The sequence below is a fragment of the Piscinibacter sp. HJYY11 genome (assembly GCF_016735515.1).
Taxonomy (GTDB): Bacteria; Pseudomonadota; Gammaproteobacteria; order Burkholderiales; family Burkholderiaceae_C; genus Rhizobacter.
In genome coordinates, this window is the sequence record NZ_JAERQZ010000001.1 from 2,494,864 (window position 1) to 2,511,074 (window position 16,211).

Annotated in this window: 16 protein-coding genes; 3 read left to right on the plus strand and 13 right to left on the minus strand. The window is 68.4% G+C overall.

Annotation, left to right across the window (positions count from 1 at the left end):
- Positions 1–52: 52 nt before the first annotated feature.
- From JI745_RS11465 to JI745_RS11475, 3 genes are all read right to left on the minus strand, one after another.
- Positions 53–991, minus strand: a complete 939-nt coding sequence (locus JI745_RS11465; protein WP_236675254.1) for a tripartite tricarboxylate transporter substrate binding protein — start codon at positions 989–991, stop codon at positions 53–55.
- 80 nt (positions 992–1,071) lie between these two features.
- A complete protein-coding gene (locus tag JI745_RS11470) occupies positions 1,072–1,449 on the minus strand; it encodes a hypothetical protein (RefSeq protein WP_201806321.1) in 378 nt (125 codons plus the stop codon).
- The gene (locus tag JI745_RS11475; RefSeq protein WP_201806323.1) at positions 1,442–2,809 is read right to left on the minus strand and encodes an acyclic terpene utilization AtuA family protein; all 1,368 of its coding nucleotides are present in this window, start codon (positions 2,807–2,809) and stop codon (positions 1,442–1,444) included. Before JI745_RS11475 ends, JI745_RS11470 begins: the two co-directional genes overlap by 8 nt.
- Before the next feature lie 139 nt (positions 2,810–2,948).
- Between JI745_RS11475 and JI745_RS11480 the strand changes: the two genes are divergently transcribed.
- Positions 2,949–3,878, plus strand: a complete 930-nt coding sequence (locus tag JI745_RS11480) for a LysR family transcriptional regulator (RefSeq protein WP_201806325.1) — start codon at positions 2,949–2,951, stop codon at positions 3,876–3,878.
- A 9-nt stretch (positions 3,879–3,887) separates the two neighbouring features.
- On the opposite strand, the gene JI745_RS11485 is transcribed toward JI745_RS11480, so the two are convergent.
- From JI745_RS11485 to JI745_RS11525, 9 genes are read right to left on the minus strand one after another with little or no spacing between them, the layout of a single operon-like run.
- On the minus strand, positions 3,888–5,018 hold the full coding sequence (locus JI745_RS11485; protein ID WP_201806327.1) for an acyl-CoA dehydrogenase family protein: 1,131 nt from the start codon (positions 5,016–5,018) through the stop codon (positions 3,888–3,890).
- Positions 5,005–6,081, minus strand: a complete 1,077-nt coding sequence (gene hisC, locus JI745_RS11490; protein WP_201812494.1) for a histidinol-phosphate transaminase — start codon at positions 6,079–6,081, stop codon at positions 5,005–5,007. Before hisC ends, JI745_RS11485 begins: the two co-directional genes overlap by 14 nt.
- Positions 6,078–6,743 carry an SDR family oxidoreductase gene (locus JI745_RS11495; protein ID WP_201806329.1) on the minus strand — a complete coding sequence of 222 codons (666 nt, stop codon included), beginning with the start codon at positions 6,741–6,743 and terminating at the stop codon, positions 6,078–6,080. The genes hisC and JI745_RS11495 overlap by 4 nt, the downstream gene beginning before the upstream one ends.
- The gene (locus tag JI745_RS11500) at positions 6,744–7,925 is read right to left on the minus strand and encodes an acetyl-CoA C-acyltransferase (protein ID WP_201806330.1); all 1,182 of its coding nucleotides are present in this window, start codon (positions 7,923–7,925) and stop codon (positions 6,744–6,746) included. It abuts the gene before it with no gap.
- Between the two features lie 12 nt (positions 7,926–7,937).
- A complete protein-coding gene (locus tag JI745_RS11505) occupies positions 7,938–8,423 on the minus strand; it encodes a hypothetical protein (protein ID WP_201806331.1) in 486 nt (161 codons plus the stop codon).
- A 14-nt stretch (positions 8,424–8,437) separates the two neighbouring features.
- The gene (aceK, locus tag JI745_RS11510; protein WP_201806332.1) at positions 8,438–10,291 is read right to left on the minus strand and encodes a bifunctional isocitrate dehydrogenase kinase/phosphatase; all 1,854 of its coding nucleotides are present in this window, start codon (positions 10,289–10,291) and stop codon (positions 8,438–8,440) included.
- A 5-nt stretch (positions 10,292–10,296) separates the two neighbouring features.
- Positions 10,297–11,001: a carbonate dehydratase gene (can, locus tag JI745_RS11515; protein ID WP_201806333.1), complete on the minus strand. Its 705-nt coding sequence runs from the start codon at positions 10,999–11,001 to the stop codon at positions 10,297–10,299.
- A 36-nt stretch (positions 11,002–11,037) separates the two neighbouring features.
- The gene (locus JI745_RS11520; RefSeq protein WP_201806334.1) at positions 11,038–12,216 is read right to left on the minus strand and encodes an isovaleryl-CoA dehydrogenase; all 1,179 of its coding nucleotides are present in this window, start codon (positions 12,214–12,216) and stop codon (positions 11,038–11,040) included.
- A gap of 14 nt (positions 12,217–12,230) precedes the next feature.
- Positions 12,231–12,659 (minus strand): MerR family DNA-binding transcriptional regulator, encoded by a 429-nt coding sequence (locus JI745_RS11525; protein WP_201806335.1) that lies wholly within the window; start codon positions 12,657–12,659, stop codon positions 12,231–12,233.
- A 64-nt stretch (positions 12,660–12,723) separates the two neighbouring features.
- Here JI745_RS11525 and JI745_RS11530 point away from each other — a divergent pair, with 64 nt between their 5' ends.
- Positions 12,724–13,809: an MBL fold metallo-hydrolase gene (locus tag JI745_RS11530; RefSeq protein ID WP_201806336.1), complete on the plus strand. Its 1,086-nt coding sequence runs from the start codon at positions 12,724–12,726 to the stop codon at positions 13,807–13,809.
- Between the two features lie 104 nt (positions 13,810–13,913).
- The gene (locus tag JI745_RS26770; RefSeq protein ID WP_310738586.1) at positions 13,914–15,467 is read left to right on the plus strand and encodes a methyl-accepting chemotaxis protein; all 1,554 of its coding nucleotides are present in this window, start codon (positions 13,914–13,916) and stop codon (positions 15,465–15,467) included.
- On the opposite strand, the gene JI745_RS11540 is transcribed toward JI745_RS26770, so the two are convergent.
- Entirely contained in the window at positions 15,468–16,202 is a 735-nt protein-coding gene (locus JI745_RS11540) for a GntR family transcriptional regulator (protein WP_201806338.1), read from the minus strand.
- Positions 16,203–16,211 lie beyond the last annotated feature (9 nt).

Here is a 16,211-nt window from a genome sequence, read left to right on the forward strand (position 1 = left end):
CGCGCCGGAGATCAGCGGATGTGGATGCGAACGGAAATGCGGCGGACCGTGCTCACTCGGCCTCGATGCCGGCGGCCTTGATCACCTTGCCCCACTTCAGCGTTTCCTCGGCCTGGAACTTCGCGAGTTCCTGCGGTGTGGTGGTCCAGGCCTCGCTGCCGCCGTTCTCGTAGAAGCTCTTCGCGGCCGCGCCCTTGGTGGCCTGCACCAGGATCGCGTTCAGGCGCGACACCACCGCCGGCGGCGTGCCGGCCGGCACATAGGCGGCAAACCAGTAGCCCATGTCGTAGCCCTTCACGCCGGCTTCGGCGATGGTGGGCACGTCGGGCAGTTGCGCGCTGCGCTTCTGCGTGGAGTAGCCGAGCGCGCGCAGCTTGCCCGCCTTGACCTGCGGCACGCCGGTGGCGGTGTCGGTGATCATGAGGTCGATCTGGCCGCCCAGCAGGTCGGTGATGGCCAACGGGTTGCTCTTGTAGGGCACGTGCAGGATGTCCACGCCCGCGAGCTGCTTGAGCATCTCGCCGGCCACGCGGCTCGACGAACTGCCGCTGCCGAAGCTGAGCTTGCCGGGGTTCTGGCGCGCGAAGGCCACCAGCTCGCCCACGCTCTTGAACGGCGAGGAGGGGTTGACCACCATCACCTGCCCGCCCTTGCCGAGGCCGGTCACGGGCATGAAGTCCTTCACCGGGTCGTAGGCCAGCTTCTTGTAGAGGTGCTCGTTGGCCGCATGCGTGGTGTTGGTGGTGATGAGCACCGTGTAGCCGTCGGCCGGCGCGCGCGCCGCCTGCTGCGCCGCGATCATGCCGCTCGCGCCGGCCTTATTGTCCACCACGACCGGCTGCTTGGTCTGCTCGGTGAAGGACTCGCCGATCGCGCGCGCGAGCTGGTCGGTCGCGCTGCCCGCCGCGAAGGGCACGACGAAGATGACCGGCTTGGCCGGGTAGCTCTGCGCGTGTGCAGCGCCGAAGGCGACGAGCGTCGTCGCGATCATGGCCGTCCGGCGGGCGAGGGTGAAGGTGAGGGTCCAACGCGTCATGGTCTTGTCTCCAGGTTTGTCATGTGAATCAGGGATCAGCCGCGGTCGGGCGGGCCGACGACGAAGCGCTGCAGCGCGGGCGGCAGCAGCACCGTCATCTCCAGCAGCAGGAAGGACAGCGCCTTGCCGTGGCTGTCGAGGTTGAGCGAGTCGTTGACGCCGCCGTCGAGCACGTCGTTGAGCACGAGGTTCATCGCGTGCAACGTGGGCAGCAGGTGGCGTGTGACGCGGCTCGGGCGGCGGTGCGCGAAGTGCCGGCGCACCGCGTCTTCGGTCACCTGTTCCACCAGCACCGGCCAGAGCTCGGCATGCCAGGCCACGAGGCCGATGTTGGAGCGGTTGCCCTTGTCGCCGGCGCGCGCATGGGCCAGGCGATAGAGCGGCACGGCGACCGGGGTGGCGTGCTCAGTCATGCGGGCCTCCCTCATGGGCGAACACATGGCGCGACGGCACCGCCTCGCGCGGCACCTCGCAGCTCACCGTGCCCAGGCGCCGGCGCAGCGCGGTGCGCACGCCGCCGCCGCCGGCCGGGCCGCAGGTGTAGAGCGCCACCACCTCGCGCAGCAGACGCTCGGCCTGTGGCTTCTCGGCATGGTGCAGGGCGAGGCGCAGCCGCACATCGTGCGACCCGCTGCCGGCGTGGGCCTCGAGCCAGGTGCCCGCGTCGTCGCCGAACACGCTGGCCACGCCGATCAGGTCGGCGCGCAATGGCCCGAGGCCCTGCAGGCGCTCGCGCACCGTGGCGGCCGCCAGGCGCGCGCGCTCGGCGGCGCGCGGGCCGGCGTACGAGATCTCGCCTTCGGCAAGCCAGCCGGTTTCGTGGCACACGTTGACCTTGAGCGCCGCGGGCCGTGCATGGCCGCGCACACCCGACAGGCGCACGCGATCGGGCGCGAGCTGCTCGACGCGGGCCTGGGTGATGTCGGCCACGACGTCGGGCGTGAGGTAGGCGGCCGGGTCGTGCAACTCGTACAGCAGTTGCTCCTTCACCGTGTGTTCGTCGATGCGCCCGCCGCTGCCGGGGGGCTTGGTGATCACGCAGCCGCCGTCGGCGTCGATCTCGGCGATGGGGTAGCCGAGCGTGGCCAGGCCCGGCACGTCCTTGTAGCCCGGGTCGGCGTAGTAACCGCCGCTCACCTGCGCGCCGCATTCGAGCAGGTGGCCGGCCATGGTGGCGCGCGCGAGACGGTCCCAGTCGTCACGGGCCCAGCCGAAGTGCGCGAGGGCCGGGCCCACGGTGAGCGAGGGGTCGGCGACCCGGCCCGCGACCACGATCTCGGCACCCGCGGTGAGCGCGTCGGCAATCGCTTCGGCACCGAGGTAGGCGTTGGCCGAGACGATGCGCAGGCCCTCGCCGCGCGTGCCCAGCGCCTGCGCGAGCACCGGCCGCTGCGCGTCGCCCATCAGGTCGTCGCCCTCGACCACCGCCACGCGCGGCGCCCTGAGGCCCAGCTCGGCGGCGAGCGCGAGGATGCGGCGCGTCGCGCCCATCGGATGGGCCGCGCCGAAGTTGCTGACGATGCGCACGCCATGCTGCAGGCAGCGCGCGAGCACCGGCCGCAGCAGCTCGTCGAGCAGCGGCTCGTAGCCGGCGTCGGGCTGCTCGCGGCGCGCGAGCTGGGCCAGCGCGAGCGTGCGTTCGGCGAGCGTCTCGAAGATCAGCACCGACGGAGCGCCCGATGCGACCAGCGCATCGACCACCGGGGCGGCGGCATCGGTGCGGTCGCCTGAAAAGCCGGCGGCGCAGCCGATGTGCAGGGGCACGCGGGTCATGAGTCTCCTGTCGGCCACGCGCTCGCGCGGCGGTGATGGGTGTCGTCCTGCCGCGAATGTAGGCAGATGCGATTGAGCTGAGAATTCGTTCTTTCGGATCAGTTGATCCAAAATCCAGATCAATTGCCCGCGCCTGTCCATGAACGTCTCGACCCGCCAGCTCCGTGCCTTCCTCACGCTCGCCGAGCAGCGCAACTTCACGCGCGCGGCGGCGCTCTCGCACCTGTCGCAGCCGGCGTTCAGCGCGCTGATCCACCAGCTCGAAGAGACGCTCGGGCCGCGCCTCTTCGACCGCAGCACCCGTTCAGTGGAGCTCACGCCGGAGGGCCGCGAGTTCGAGCACTCGGCGCGGCGCGTGCTGGAGGAGTTCGACAGCGCGCTTGCCGGCGTGCAGGACCAGGCGGCACGCCGCCGCGGTCGTGTGTCGATCGCGCTGCTGCCCTCGCTGGCGGCCGGGTGGCTGCCCCAGGTGCTGGCGGGCTTTCGTGAGCGGCACCCGGGCATCGAGATCCAGGTGGCCGACGTGCTCTCCGAGCCCTGCATCGAGCTCGTGCGCGCGGGCCGTGCCGACTTCGCGCTCGCCGCCACCCGCGCCGACACGCCCGAGCTCGCGGCCGAGCCCTTCTGCAGCGACGACTTCCACCTCGTCTGCCCGGCCGATCACCCGCTCGCGAAGCAGAAGGACGTGAAGCCACGTGACGTGGCGGCCTGGCCCTTCATCCACCTGTCGCGCACGTCGAGCGTGCGGCAGTACCTCGATGCGGCCACCCACCCGCAGGTGATGAACACGCTGCTGGAAGTCGAACAACTGGCCACCGTGACCGGTCTGGTGCGCGCCGGGCTGGGCATCAGCATCGTGCCCTGGCTCACGCTTTTCCACTTCCAGCAGCCCGGGCTCGTGACGCGGCCTCTCGCGTGGCCGGGGCTGAAGCGCCACCTCTACCTCGTGCGCCCGCGCGACCGCAGCCTGTCGGTGGCGGCGCAGGGCTTTTCCGAGTGGGTCAAGGCGCACCGGCCCGACGGGCGCGCACGTCCCGCGACGACACGCGCGCGGCGGCGCGTGGCTTGACGCGCGGCCTCAGGCCAGCGCGCGCCCGATCAGGATCTTCTGCACCTCGCTCGTGCCTTCGTAGATCTGGCAGACGCGCACGTCGCGGTAAAGCCGCTCGACCGGGAAGTCGCTCACATAGCCATAGCCGCCATGCACCTGGATCGCGGCCGAGCACACCCGCTCGGCCATCTCGCTGGCGAAGAGCTTGGCCATCGCGGCTTCCTTCAGGCAGGGCTGGCCGGCGTCCTTGAGGCTCGCGGCATGGTGGATGAGCTGGCGCGCCGCTTCGATCTGCGTGGCCATCTCGCTCAAGGAGAACTGCACCGCCTGGTGCTCGAAGATCGGCACACCGAAGGCGACACGCTCCTTCGCATAACGCAGCGCGGCCTCGAAGGCTGCACGTGCCATGCCGACACATTGCGAGGCGATGCCGATGCGGCCGCCCTCCAGGCCCGAGAGCGCGATCTTCAGGCCCTGCCCCTCTTCGCCAATGAGGTTGGCCGCCGGCACGCGGCAGTTCTCGAACAGGATCTGCGCGGTGTCGCTCGCGTGCTGGCCCATCTTGTCTTCGAGGCGGGCGACGATGTAGCCGGGTGCCGTGGTCGGCACGATGAACGCGCTGATGCCCTTCTTGCCCGCCGCCTTGTCGGTGACCGCCATCACGATCGCCACGTCGCCGTTCTTGCCGCTGGTGATGAACTGCTTGACGCCGTTGAGCACGTAGTCGCCGCCGTCCTTCGTGGCCGTCGTCTTCAAACCATCGGCCTGCGAGCCCACGTGCGGCTCGGTCAAGCAGAAGGCGCCGAGCAGCTCGCCACTCGCAAGCGGCTTCAGCCACTGTGCCTTCTGCGCCTCGCTGCCCCAGGCCATGAGGATCGAACACACCGGGCAGTTGTTGACGCTCACGACCGTCGACGTCGCACCGTCGCCGGCGGCGATCTCTTCGAGGATGAGCGAGAGGCTCAGGTAGTCGAGCCCCGCACCGCCCCACTCGGTGGGCACCGCCACGCCGTAGCAGCCGAGCGCCGCCAGGCCTTTCAGTTCATCGGCGGGGAAGTGGTGGGTCTTGTCCCACTGCGCTGCCTGGGGCGCGATGCGGTCCTGCACGTAGGCGCGCACGGCCTCCTGGATCGCCCGGTGGTCGTCAGACAGCCGCATGGGTCACTTCCTTCAAGGCCTGCAGCAGGCGCTCGGTCTGCGCCTGGTCGCCGATGCTGATGCGCAGGTGGTCGGCGATGCGCTCGGGCTGGGCGAAGCGCCGCACCAGCACGCCGCGCTCGCGCAAGGCCGCCGCGAGCGCGGCGCCGCCGTGCTGCGGGTGGCGGGTGAAGACGAAGTTGGCCTGCGAGGGCAAGGTCTCGAAACCCATCGCGTGCAGCGCGGCGACCAGCCATTCGCGCGTCGCGATCACCGCATCGCGCGTGTGCTCGAAGTAGGCCACGTCCTCGATCGCCGCGATGGCGCCCGCCGTCGCCAGCCGGTCGAGCGGGTAGGAGTTGAAGCTGTCCTTCACCCGCGTGAGGCCTTCGATCAGCGGCGCCTGGCCCATCGCGAAGCCGACCCGCAGGCCGGCGAGCGAGCGCGACTTCGACAGCGTGTGCACCACCAGCAGGTTCGCGTGCTGCGCGATCAGCGGCACGGCCGACTCGGCGCCGAAGTCGACATAGGCCTCGTCGATCACCACCAGCGTGTCGGGCCGCGCGACAAGCAGGCGTTCGATCTCGGCGCGTGTCAGCGCTCGGCCCGTCGGCGCATTCGGGTTGGGGAAGATGATCGCGCCGGCCTCGGCCTGCAGGTAGTCGTCGAGCTGCAGGCTCAGGTCATCGGCGAGCGGCACCGCACGGTAGGGAATGCCGTAGAGCCCGCAGTACACCGGGTAGAAGGCATAGGTGATGTCGGGGAAGAGCAGCGGACGCGGCGCGTGGTTGAGCAGCGCCATGAACACATGCGCGAGCACCTCGTCGGAGCTGTTGCCGACGAACACCTGCTCGGGCGTGAGCCCATGGTGCTGCGCGATGGTCTCGCGCAAACGGCGCCCGGTGGGCTCGGGATAGAGGCGCAGGCCCTCGCCCACCTCGGCGCGCAGCGCGGCCAGCACGCGCGGGCTGGGCGGGTACGGGTTCTCATTGGTGTTGAGCTTGACGAGGCCGGCAATCTGCGGCTGTTCGCCCGGCACGTAGGGCACGAGGCCGCGGACGACCGGGCTCCAGAAAGGGCTCACCATGCGATGGGGGTTCCGTCGTGGTCGAAGAATCTGCCGTTGTCGGCAGGCGTGAGGCCGGCCAGCACACGGCGCATGTGGCGCACGCTCGCGTCGACTTCGAGGTCGGCGCCGGCGCCGCCCATGTCGGTGCGCACCCAGCCGGGGTGGAAGCTCACGCAGGTCGCCTTGCCCTGCAGGACGATCGATGCATCCTTCAGCACCGAATTGACCGCCGCCTTCGACGCGCGGTACAGCCAGCCGCTGGCCGAGCTGCGCGAGCCGATGGAACCCATGCGCGAGGAGAGCACCGCAAGTTTCGCATTCGGGGCAAGCGCATCGGCGATCTGCGGGATCACGCGCATGGGGCCCAGCACGTTGGTGTGCATGACGGCGTCGAAGTCGGCTTCGGTGGGCGGCTGCAGGCCGTGCGTGCGGGGGCCATAGACGCCTGCCACCACGATGGCCACGTCGAAGGCCGCGCCTTCGATCTGCCAGCCGAGGCGCGATGCGCTCTCGGTGCTCGCCACGTCGAGCTGCAGCGCCGTGGAGCCGAGCTCACGCAGCGCCTGCAGGCCTTCGTCACTGCGCGCGGTGGCGGTGACCTGGGCCTTGTCGGCCCGGTACTGGCGCACGAACTCGAGGCCGATGCCCCTTGAGGCGCCGATGATGAGGACGTTCATTCAGACGAGCTCCACACCGAGCGCCGTGGCCTCGCCACCGCCGATGCACAGCGCCGCCACGCCGCGCTTCTTGCCCTGCTTGCGCAAGGCCCCGAGCAGCGTGACCACGATGCGCGCACCGCTGGCGCCGATCGGGTGGCCGAGCGCACAGGCGCCGCCGTGCACGTTGACGATCTCGTGCGGCAGCTTGAACTCGTGCATCGCGGCCATCGTGACCGCGGCGAAGGCTTCGTTGACCTCCCACAGGTCCACGTCCTTCACCGACCAGCCGTTCTTCTTGAGCAGCTTGTCGATCGCCCCCACCGGCGCGGTGCTGAACCAGGCGGGGGCCTGCGCATGCACCGTGTGGCCGACGATGCGGGCCACGGGCGAAAGCTTCATCTGCTTCGCCGTCGATTCGCGCATCAGCACCAGCGCAGCGGCGCCGTCGGAAATGCTCGACGCATTGGCGGCGGTGATGGTGCCGTCCTTCTTGAACGCGGGTTTGAGGCCGGGAATCTTGTCGAGCTTGGCCTTGAAGGGCTGCTCGTCGTGCTTGACCACGGTGTCGCCGGCCTTGCCCTTGAGCGTGACGGGCGCGATCTCCCAGTCGAAGCTGCCGTCTTCATTCGCCGTCTTGCTGCGCTGGGTGGAGGCGATGGCGAACGCATCCTGCGCTTCGCGGCTGAACTGGTACTTGGCCACGCACTCCTCGGCGAACACGCCCATCGCCCGGCCACGCTCGTAGGCGTCTTCCAGGCCATCCATCGCCATGTGGTCGAACATCTGCGCCGCGCCGTAGCGCACGCCCTTGCGCGCGAACATCAGGTGCGGTGCGTTGGTCATGCTCTCCATGCCGCCGGCCACCATCACATCGGCGCTGCCGGCCTTCAGCATGTCGTGCGCGAACATCATCGCGCGCATGCCGGAGCCGCACATCTTCGACAGCGTCACGGCACCGGCCGATTGCGGCAGGCCCGCGCCGAGCGCCGCCTGGCGCGCCGGCGCCTGGCCCTGGCCGGCCATCAGGCAGTTGCCCATCAGCACTTCGTTGACGGCATCGCCGGGGATGCCGGCGCGCTCGACCGCGGCACGGATGGCGACGGCGCCCAGCTCGTGCGCGGCGAGGCCCGAGAAATCACCCAGCATGCCGCCAATGGGCGTGCGGGCGGCGGAAACGATGACGATGGAATCGGTGGACATGGAACTGCTCCTTCACGACAGGATGACGGTGCCGCGCTCTTCCTGCGCGACACGCTTGATGTAACTCTGGAAACCCGGGTCCTCGCCACGCAGCAAGAGCGGCAGGGCGTTGTAGAAATCATCGCGACGGCACCACTCGCGCATGTAGTCATCCCACGAGTTCCAGCGGCGCTGCTCGGTGTGCGACATGTCGTCCTTCCACGCCACCAGGTAGGCGCGCTCGAAGAGCGAAATGAGCATGTCGAAGATGACGAGCATGCGCTCGTTCTGCTCGGGCGTGGGGTTGGGCAGCGCGGTGTTGGTGCGCAGCTGCAGGTCGGAGTTCGCGAGCACGATCTTCAGGAAATCGTTGTACGCGTCCGAGAGCAGCTGGTAGCCCTCTTCCTCTTCGTTCTCGCGCTCGCGGCGCTGCTCGAAGAGGAAGACGCCGATGGCAAAGGGCAAGCCCACGACCGTGACCACGAAGCTTGCGAGCTCGAAGAAGTCACGGAAGTTCATGGCTCGACCTCGGGCTAGGCCAGGCTGTTGTCCAGCGCCGAGGGGTTCTCGGGCTGCAGCTCGGTGCGGCGCCGTTCGCGCCCGTCGGGCGGCGCGCCGTCGCGCAGGCGGCGCTGGTTCTTGAAGCGCTTGGCCGGGTCGTAGGGAAACACGTCGTGCACATGGCCCGCGAGGATGCGGTCCTTGTGGCCCTGCCAGAAGGCCACGTCGAGCAGGTCGCCGTGGTGCTTCATGAACACCTCGCGCACCGACGGGTTGCCGAGCAGGAAGGGGCCGAAGGTCTCGGGGAAGACGTCGTGCTTGCCGACGCTGTACCAGACCTCGCCCGACATCTCTTCTTCCTCGTTGCGCGGCGTGGGCACCTTGCGGAAGTTGCAGTCGGTCAGGTACTCGATCTCGTCGTAGTCGTAGAACACGACCTTGCCGTTGCGCGTGACGCCGAAGTTCTTCCACAGCATGTCGCCGGGGAAGATGTTGGCCGCCACCAGGTCCTTGATGGCGTTGCCGTACTCCACCACCGCATGCGCCATGCGCGAGGGTTCGGCTTCCTGCAGGTAGATGTTGAGCGGGATCATGCGCCGCTCGATGTAGACGTGGCGGATCACCAGGTCGTCGCCGTCTTCCTCGAGCAGGCTCGGGCAGAAGTGCTTCAGCTCGGCGATCAGCTCTTCCTCGAAACGCGCACGCGGGAAGGCCACGTTGCTGTACTCCAGCGTGTCGGCCATGCGGCCCACGCGGTCGTGCGTCTTCACCAGCAGGTACTTGCTCTTGATGAGCTCGCGCGAGGTCTCCTTCGGCGCGGGGTAGAAATCCTTGATGACCTTGAAGACGAAGGGGAACGAGGGCAGGTCGAACACCAGCATCACCATGCCCTTGATGCCGGGCGCGATGCGGAACTTGTCGGACGAATGCCGCAGGTGCGCGAGGAAGTCGCGATAGAAGAGGTTCTTGCCCTGCTTCTGCAAGCCCAGCGCGTTGTAGATCTCGGAGCGGGGCTTCCTCGGCATCAGCGAGCGCAGGAACTGCACATACGCCGAGGGGATCTCCATGTCGACGAGGAAGTAGGCGCGCGCGAAGCTGAACAGCATCTGCAACTCGTCTTCGCCGAAGAGCATGGTGTCGATGATGAGCAGGCCCGAGCTCGGCGAGTGCAGGACGGCCAGCGCGAACGGCGTCTCGTTGAAGCCGTTGATGATCTTGCCGACGATGTAGGCGCCCTTGTTGCGGAAGAAAAGCGAGCTCAGCACCTGCAGCTGGAAGTTGGCGCGCGGGCGGAAGTCGCCCAGCTCGCGCGACACCGCGGTGAGCACATGGTCGACGTCGCGGCCCAGGTCTTCGAAGTCGCGCGCCAGCTGGAAGTTGCTGACCACGCGCAGCCAGGTGTCGCGCATCGTCTCCTTGGTGGGGTAGTAGGCGCGGTAGGTGGGCTGGAAGGAGGGCTCTTCGTTCTCGATGTACTCGGTGCTGACCGCAGGGCGCAGGAAGATGAAGTCGTTGTGGAAGTAGCTGCGGTGCAGGATCTTGGTCGTGACCGAGTTGAAGAAGGTCTCGGCCAGCTCGGGCTGGTGGTGGTTGGTGAGCAGGCCGATGTAGTGCAGCTTGACCTGCTGCCACACGTTCATCGACAGCGAGCTCGCCTTGAACTCGGTCTGCAGCCGCTCGGCCGATTCGTCGACCCGCATGTCGTAGAACTCGATGCGCTCGCGCTGGGCCCGCTGCTGGCCGTGCCAGTCGGCCGACTCGAAACGCTTCTTGGCCTGCGCGCTGGTCTCGCGGAACAGCGTGTAGTGGCGGTCGAAGCCGTCGAGCATCGCGTTGGCGATGTCGAAGGCGCGCAGGTCGTTGAGCTCCTGCGGGAAGACCGCCATGCGCTTCATAGGGCGCCGTGCGCGGTGACGGGGGCCAGGTCAGCCGCCGTGTCGGGCGTGTAGCGCACCCGGACCTCGGTGATGGCCTTCTCGTAGGCCGGCACGGCCTCCTCGGCGCTCGATACCGTCATGTGCAGGTCCTGCAGCAGGCCGTTGTGCAGGCCGTAGACCCAACCGTGCACCACCAGCTCCTGCCCGCGACGCCAGGCATCCTGCACGATGGTGGTCTGGCAGGCGTTGAGCGCCTGCTCGATCACGTTGAGCTCGCACAAGGCGTTCACCCGCTGGGCAGCGTCCACCGTGTCGAGCCAGTTCTGGTGGCGGTTGCGCACGTCCTGCACGTGGCGGATCCAGTTGTCGGCGAGACCGACCCGCTGGTCGCGCAAGGCAGCCGCGACGCCACCGCAATTGGAGTGGCCGACCACGATGATGTGCTTGACCTTGAGCATGTCGGTCGCGAACTGGATCACCGACAGGCAGTTGAGGTCGGAGTGCACCACCACGTTGGCCACGTTGCGGTGCACGAAGAGCTCGCCGGGCAGCAGGCCCACCAGGTCGTTGGCCGGGACGCGGCTGTCGGCGCAGCCGATCCACAGGTACTGCGGGGCCTGCTGGGCGAGCAGGCTGGTGAAGAAGCCGGGCCGCTGCGATTCGACGTCGCGGGCCCAGCGCAGGTTGTTGCCGAAGAGTTCTGAGAGTTCGTGGCTCATAGAGTGCTGCAGTGCATCAGAAGGGTTGTCAGTCTGTCACATCGTCTCGGCGAAGAGCTCGCGCCCGATCAGCATGCGGCGGATTTCGCTGGTGCCGGCGCCGATCTCGTAGAGCTTGGCGTCGCGCCACAGGCGGCCGAGGGGGTATTCGTTGATGTAGCCGTTGCCGCCGAAGATCTGGATGCCTTCGCCGGCCATCCAGGTGGCTTTCTCGGCGCACCAGAGGATGACGCTCGCGCAGTCCTTGCGGACCTGGCGCACGTGCTGTTCGCCCAGCGCGTCGAGATTCTTGCCGACGGTGTAGCAGTAGGCACGTGCGGCCTGCAGCACGGTGTACATGTCGGCCACCTTGCCCTGGATCAGCTGGAACTCGCCGATGCTCTGGCCGAACTGCTTGCGGTCGTGGATGTAGGGCACCACGTTGTCCATCACCGATTGCATGATGCCAATCGGCCCGGCGGCCAGCACGGCGCGCTCGTAGTCGAGGCCGCTCATCAGAACCTTGGCGCCGCCGTTCAAGGCACCCAGCACGTTCTCGGCCGGCACCTCCACGTTCTGGAACACGAGCTCGCCGGTGTGGCTGCCGCGCATGCCCAGCTTGTCGAGCTTCTGCGCGATGGAAAAACCCTTCATGCCCTTCTCGATGAGGAAGGCGGTCACGCCGCGTGCACCGAGCTCGGGCTCGGTCTTGGCGTAGACCACGAGCGTGTCGGCATCGGGCCCGTTGGTGATCCAGAACTTGCTGCCGTTGAGCAGGTAATAGCCGCCCTTGTCTTCCGCCTTCAGCTTCATGCTGATGACGTCGGAGCCGGCGTTCGGCTCGCTCATCGCGAGTGCCCCCACGTGCTCGCCGCTGATGAGCTTGGGCAGGTATTTCCTGCGCTGGGCCTCGTTGCCGTTGCGGCGGATCTGGTTCACGCACAGGTTGCTGTGCGCGCCGTACGACAGGCCCACGCTGGCCGAGGCGCGGCTGATCTCTTCCATCGCCACCATGTGCGCCAGGTAGCCCATGCCGGCGCCGCCGTATTCCTCGCCCACCGTCACACCAAGCACGCCCAAAGCGCCCATCTTGCGCCACAGGTCCATCGGGAACTGGTCGCTCCTGTCGATCTCGGCGGCGCGCGGGGCGATCTCGGCCTGCGCGAAGTCATGCACGCTCTCGCGCAGGGCGTCGATGTCGTCGCCGAGCTGGAAGTTGAGGCCGGGCAGGTTCATGTGGGGGTCTCCTGTTAACGCTTGTCGCCGCGGGCGAGCAGCCGCTTGGCTTCTTTCTCGTGGCTGCGCACCTCGTCGAGCGTGACGCTCAGGTCGGCCATCTGCTGTTCGAGCTGGGCGCGGTGCACCGCCAGCACGCTGAGGAATTTCTTGAGCTGCGGCACGGTGTCGCGCGGCGATTCGTACATGTCGACCAGCTCCTTCACTTCGCTCAAGGTGAGCCCGAGGCGCTTGCCGCGCAGCGTGAGCTTGAGCCGCGTGCGGTCGCGCGGGGTGTAGATGCGGTTGCGGCCCTGGCGCTGCGGCTGCAGCAGGCCGCAGTCTTCGTAGAAGCGGATGGCGCGGGTGGTGAGGTCGAACTCCTTCGCCAGCTCGCCGATGGTGAACGTGGTGGCCTGCCCCGCAGGAGGGCTTGAAACCTGGGTGACAGCAGCGGCAGACATGGCTCCCTAGAATGCCTCTTCAATTGACGTATACGTAAAGTGTACCGAGGAGCAGAACCTTTCCATGAACGCCCTTGAACACGAGCTGAATTACCCCCATGGCGAGGTGATGCCGGAGCCGGGGCGCACGATGGAAGTGGCGCCCGGCGTACGCTGGGTGCGCATGGCCCTGCCCTTCGCGCTGGACCACATCAACCTCTGGCTGCTGCGCGACGAGATCGACGGTCGGCAAGGCTGGAGCATCGTCGATTGCGGCATCGCCAACGACGCGACGCGCGCCGCCTGGGAGCAGGTGTTTGCCCAAGAGCTGCAGGGCCTGCCGGTGCTGCGGGTGATCGTCACCCACCTGCACCCCGACCACATCGGCCTCTCGGCCTGGCTCACCGAGCGCTGGACCACGCCCGAGCATGAGTGCCGCCTGTGGATCAGCGGCACCGACTACAACGGCGCCCGCATGTCGAGCAACCCGTCGGCCAAGGCGAGTGTCATCACCCCCGTCTTCGCCAAGCGCCACGGCATCACCGACCCCGAAGCGCTGCAGATGATCCAGACCCGCGGCGGCCACTACGCGACCATGGTGCCGAAGGTGCCCGAGCGCTTCCGCCGCATGGTCGACGGCGATGTGATCCGCATCGGCACGGGTGACAAAAAAGCAGAGTGGCGCTGCCACGTCGGCTACGGCCACGCCCCGGAGCACATCTCGCTGCACAGCCCGAAGCTTGGCGTGCTGATCTCGGGCGACATGGTGCTGCCGCGCATCTCCACCAACGTCGGCGTGCACGAGAACGAGCCCGAAGGCGACCCGCTCAAGCGTTACCTCGATTCGATCGAACGCATGCGCGCCCTGCCGGCCGACAGCCTGGTGCTGCCCTCGCACGGCCGGCCCTTCACCGGCCTGCACACCCGCATCGACCAGCTGCAGGCCCACCACGACGAGCGGCTCGCCGAGGTGATGGCCGCCTGTGCCAAGGCGCCGCAAAGCGCGGCCGATCTGCTCACCGTGCTCTTCAAGCGCAAGCTCGACCTGCACCAGACCACGTTTGCGATGGGCGAGTCGATCGCGCACCTGCACGCGCTGTGGCACGCCGGCAAGCTCGTCCGCCGGCTCGACGCCGACGGCGTGTACCGCTTCAGCCCGGCGTCGCCCTGAACCGCGCCATACCGCACACGGGCGACCGGGGGTTTCCCGGAGGCGCCCTCAAGCAATGCGCCCGCGGTTCGATAAGACCGATACCACGACAACCGGGCAAACCGATGAAGCTCCTTTCCAACCTCAAGATCGGCACCCGCATGGGTCTGGGCTTCGGGGTGATCCTGCTCACCTCCGGCGTGCTGGCCGGGGTGTCCCTGCTGCAGTTCGGCAGCTTCAAGCACGAGTTCGACGAGGTGGCGCTGAAGACCGTGCCCTCGCTCGAATCCTTCGCCGCCATGGACAGCGAGCTGCAGCGCATCCGCCAGGCGCAGCTGCAGATCCTGCTTGAATTCGACCCGCAGGCCCGCAAGGACCAGCTCGCGCGCGCCGCGACAGCGTTCGCCGCCCTCACGCAGCACCACCAGGCGCACCAGACGCTGCTGTCGGATGCGCGTGCCGCCGAGTTGTGGAAGGCCATCGACGAGAAGCTGCGAGCCTCGAAGGCTGCTTTCGCCAAGATCGAGCCGCTGGCACTCGACATCGCCAAGGCGCAGGACCTGCGCGGCGTCGTGATGGGCGAAGCCAGCGCCGCCGGCGACGCGCTGAGCCAGGCGGTGCAGGCCGCCTCGGCCCACAACGTGACGACCTCGCGCGAATCGGTGCAGCGCGCCGAGCGCACGTACCACACGGTGCTGGCGGTGGTCATCGCCATCACCGCCGCCATGGTGCTCGGCGGGGCGGTGATCTCCTTCACCATCACCCGCGCCACCGTGAGGCCGCTGCGCGACGTGATCGATGCCGCCTCGCGGGTGGCCAACGGCGACCTGTCGCACGACATCCATCCCCAGGGCGAAGATGAGCTGGGGCAGCTGATGCGCTCCTTCTCGACCATGCAGGATGGCCTGCGCCGCATCGTGAGCGAGCTGCGCCATGCCAGCGACCAGGTCAACAGCGCGGCCAGCGACATCGCCGCCGGCAACCAGGACCTGTCGAGCCGCACCGAGGCCCAGGCCACCAGCCTGCAGCAGACCGCGGCCTCGATGACCGAGCTCACCGCCACCGTGCGTCAGAGCGCAGGCACCGCCCAGCAGGCCAACACCATGGCCATCGGCGCGGCCGGCGTGGCGGGCGCAGGCGCCCAGGTGGTCGACGACGTGGTGGGCACGATGGGCGAGATCAGCGCCTCGGCCCGCAAGATCGGCGAGATCATCGGCGTGATCGACGGCATCGCCTTCCAGACCAACATCCTCGCGCTCAACGCCGCGGTGGAAGCGGCACGCGCCGGCGAGCAGGGCCGCGGCTTCGCGGTCGTGGCCGGCGAGGTGCGCTCGCTGGCGCAGCGCAGCGCCCAGGCGGCGCGCGAGATCAAGGCGCTGATCCAGGAAAGCGGCGAGAAGGTCGAGAACGGCGCCCGCCTGGTCGACGATGCCGGGCGCACCATCAAGGAAGTGCGCCGCCAGATCGAGCAGGTGACCACGATGGTGGGCGAGATCCACAATGCCGCCAACGAACAGTCCGAGGGCATCGGTCAGGTCAACACGGCCGTGGGCCAGCTCGACCAGTCGACGCAACGCAACGCGGCGCTGGTGGAGCAGGCGGCCGCCGCCGCCGAGACCCTGAAGCAGCAGGCCCACCAGCTGGCGCAGCTGACGCAGGCCTTCAAGCTGGCGGCGTGATCAGGCCTCGCGGTAGCCCTTGAAGACGTCGAGCAGGGGCACCGCGGCGCGCGGCATGGGCTGCGAGAGCGAACGTTCGATCTCGTTCAGGTGCCGCTTCATCTCGGTGGCGGCGGCCGTGGCCGAGTCGCCCTTGCCGATCACCTGCAGCAGCGTGCGGTGGCTGTGCGCCACGCACATCGGTTCGCCCGGGGCCTTGTAGAGCGCCATCAGCAGCGAGGTGGTGGGCAGCAGCTCTTCCAGCAGCCTCACGAAGATCGGGTTGCCGCTCATCTGCGCGAGCTTCAGGTGGAACTCGCCCGACAGGCGGATCGCCTCCTGCTTGTCCTGCGACCGGGTGGCGCGCGCCTCGGCTTCGACGATCTGCTTCAGCTCGGCCAGCTGCCCCGCCGTGAGCTTGCCGACGAGGCGGCGTGCCACCTCGCACTCGACCACCCGGCGGGCGTCGAACACATGCTCGCCGTCGCGCCGCGTGGGCTCGGGCACCTGGGCACCACGGTTGGGGCGCAGCACGATCACGTTGTCCTGCGCGAGCTTGTGCAGGGCCTGGCGCACCAGCGTGCGTGACACGGCGAAGGTCTCGGCCAGCTCTTCCTCGCGCAGGCGCGTGCCGGGCGGCAGGCGGTGGTCGATCACGGCGGCATAGATTGCGTCGTAGACACGGTCGGCGGCCATCACGGGCGCGGCCGCTTCGGCGACGGTGTCACGGGCAATGGCGTTGCGCGGTCGAGGCATGCCGCATTG

Coding starts and splice junctions, on each gene's coding strand:
- JI745_RS11465 (WP_236675254.1), bottom strand. CDS start 991: ATGATCGCGACGACGCTCGTCGCCTTCGGCGCTGCACACGCGCAGAGC.
- JI745_RS11470 (WP_201806321.1), bottom strand. CDS start 1,449: ATGACTGAGCACGCCACCCCGGTCGCCGTGCCGCTCTATCGCCTGGCC.
- JI745_RS11475 (WP_201806323.1), bottom strand. CDS start 2,809: ATGACCCGCGTGCCCCTGCACATCGGCTGCGCCGCCGGCTTTTCAGGC.
- JI745_RS11480 (WP_201806325.1), top strand. CDS start 2,949: ATGAACGTCTCGACCCGCCAGCTCCGTGCCTTCCTCACGCTCGCCGAG.
- JI745_RS11485 (WP_201806327.1), bottom strand. CDS start 5,018: ATGCGGCTGTCTGACGACCACCGGGCGATCCAGGAGGCCGTGCGCGCC.
- JI745_RS11495 (WP_201806329.1), bottom strand. CDS start 6,743: ATGAACGTCCTCATCATCGGCGCCTCAAGGGGCATCGGCCTCGAGTTC.
- JI745_RS11500 (WP_201806330.1), bottom strand. CDS start 7,925: ATGTCCACCGATTCCATCGTCATCGTTTCCGCCGCCCGCACGCCCATT.
- JI745_RS11505 (WP_201806331.1), bottom strand. CDS start 8,423: ATGAACTTCCGTGACTTCTTCGAGCTCGCAAGCTTCGTGGTCACGGTC.
- aceK (WP_201806332.1), bottom strand. CDS start 10,291: ATGGCGGTCTTCCCGCAGGAGCTCAACGACCTGCGCGCCTTCGACATC.
- can (WP_201806333.1), bottom strand. CDS start 11,001: ATGAGCCACGAACTCTCAGAACTCTTCGGCAACAACCTGCGCTGGGCC.
- JI745_RS11520 (WP_201806334.1), bottom strand. CDS start 12,216: ATGAACCTGCCCGGCCTCAACTTCCAGCTCGGCGACGACATCGACGCC.
- JI745_RS11525 (WP_201806335.1), bottom strand. CDS start 12,659: ATGTCTGCCGCTGCTGTCACCCAGGTTTCAAGCCCTCCTGCGGGGCAG.
- JI745_RS11530 (WP_201806336.1), top strand. CDS start 12,724: ATGAACGCCCTTGAACACGAGCTGAATTACCCCCATGGCGAGGTGATG.
- JI745_RS26770 (WP_310738586.1), top strand. CDS start 13,914: ATGAAGCTCCTTTCCAACCTCAAGATCGGCACCCGCATGGGTCTGGGC.
- JI745_RS11540 (WP_201806338.1), bottom strand. CDS start 16,202: ATGCCTCGACCGCGCAACGCCATTGCCCGTGACACCGTCGCCGAAGCG.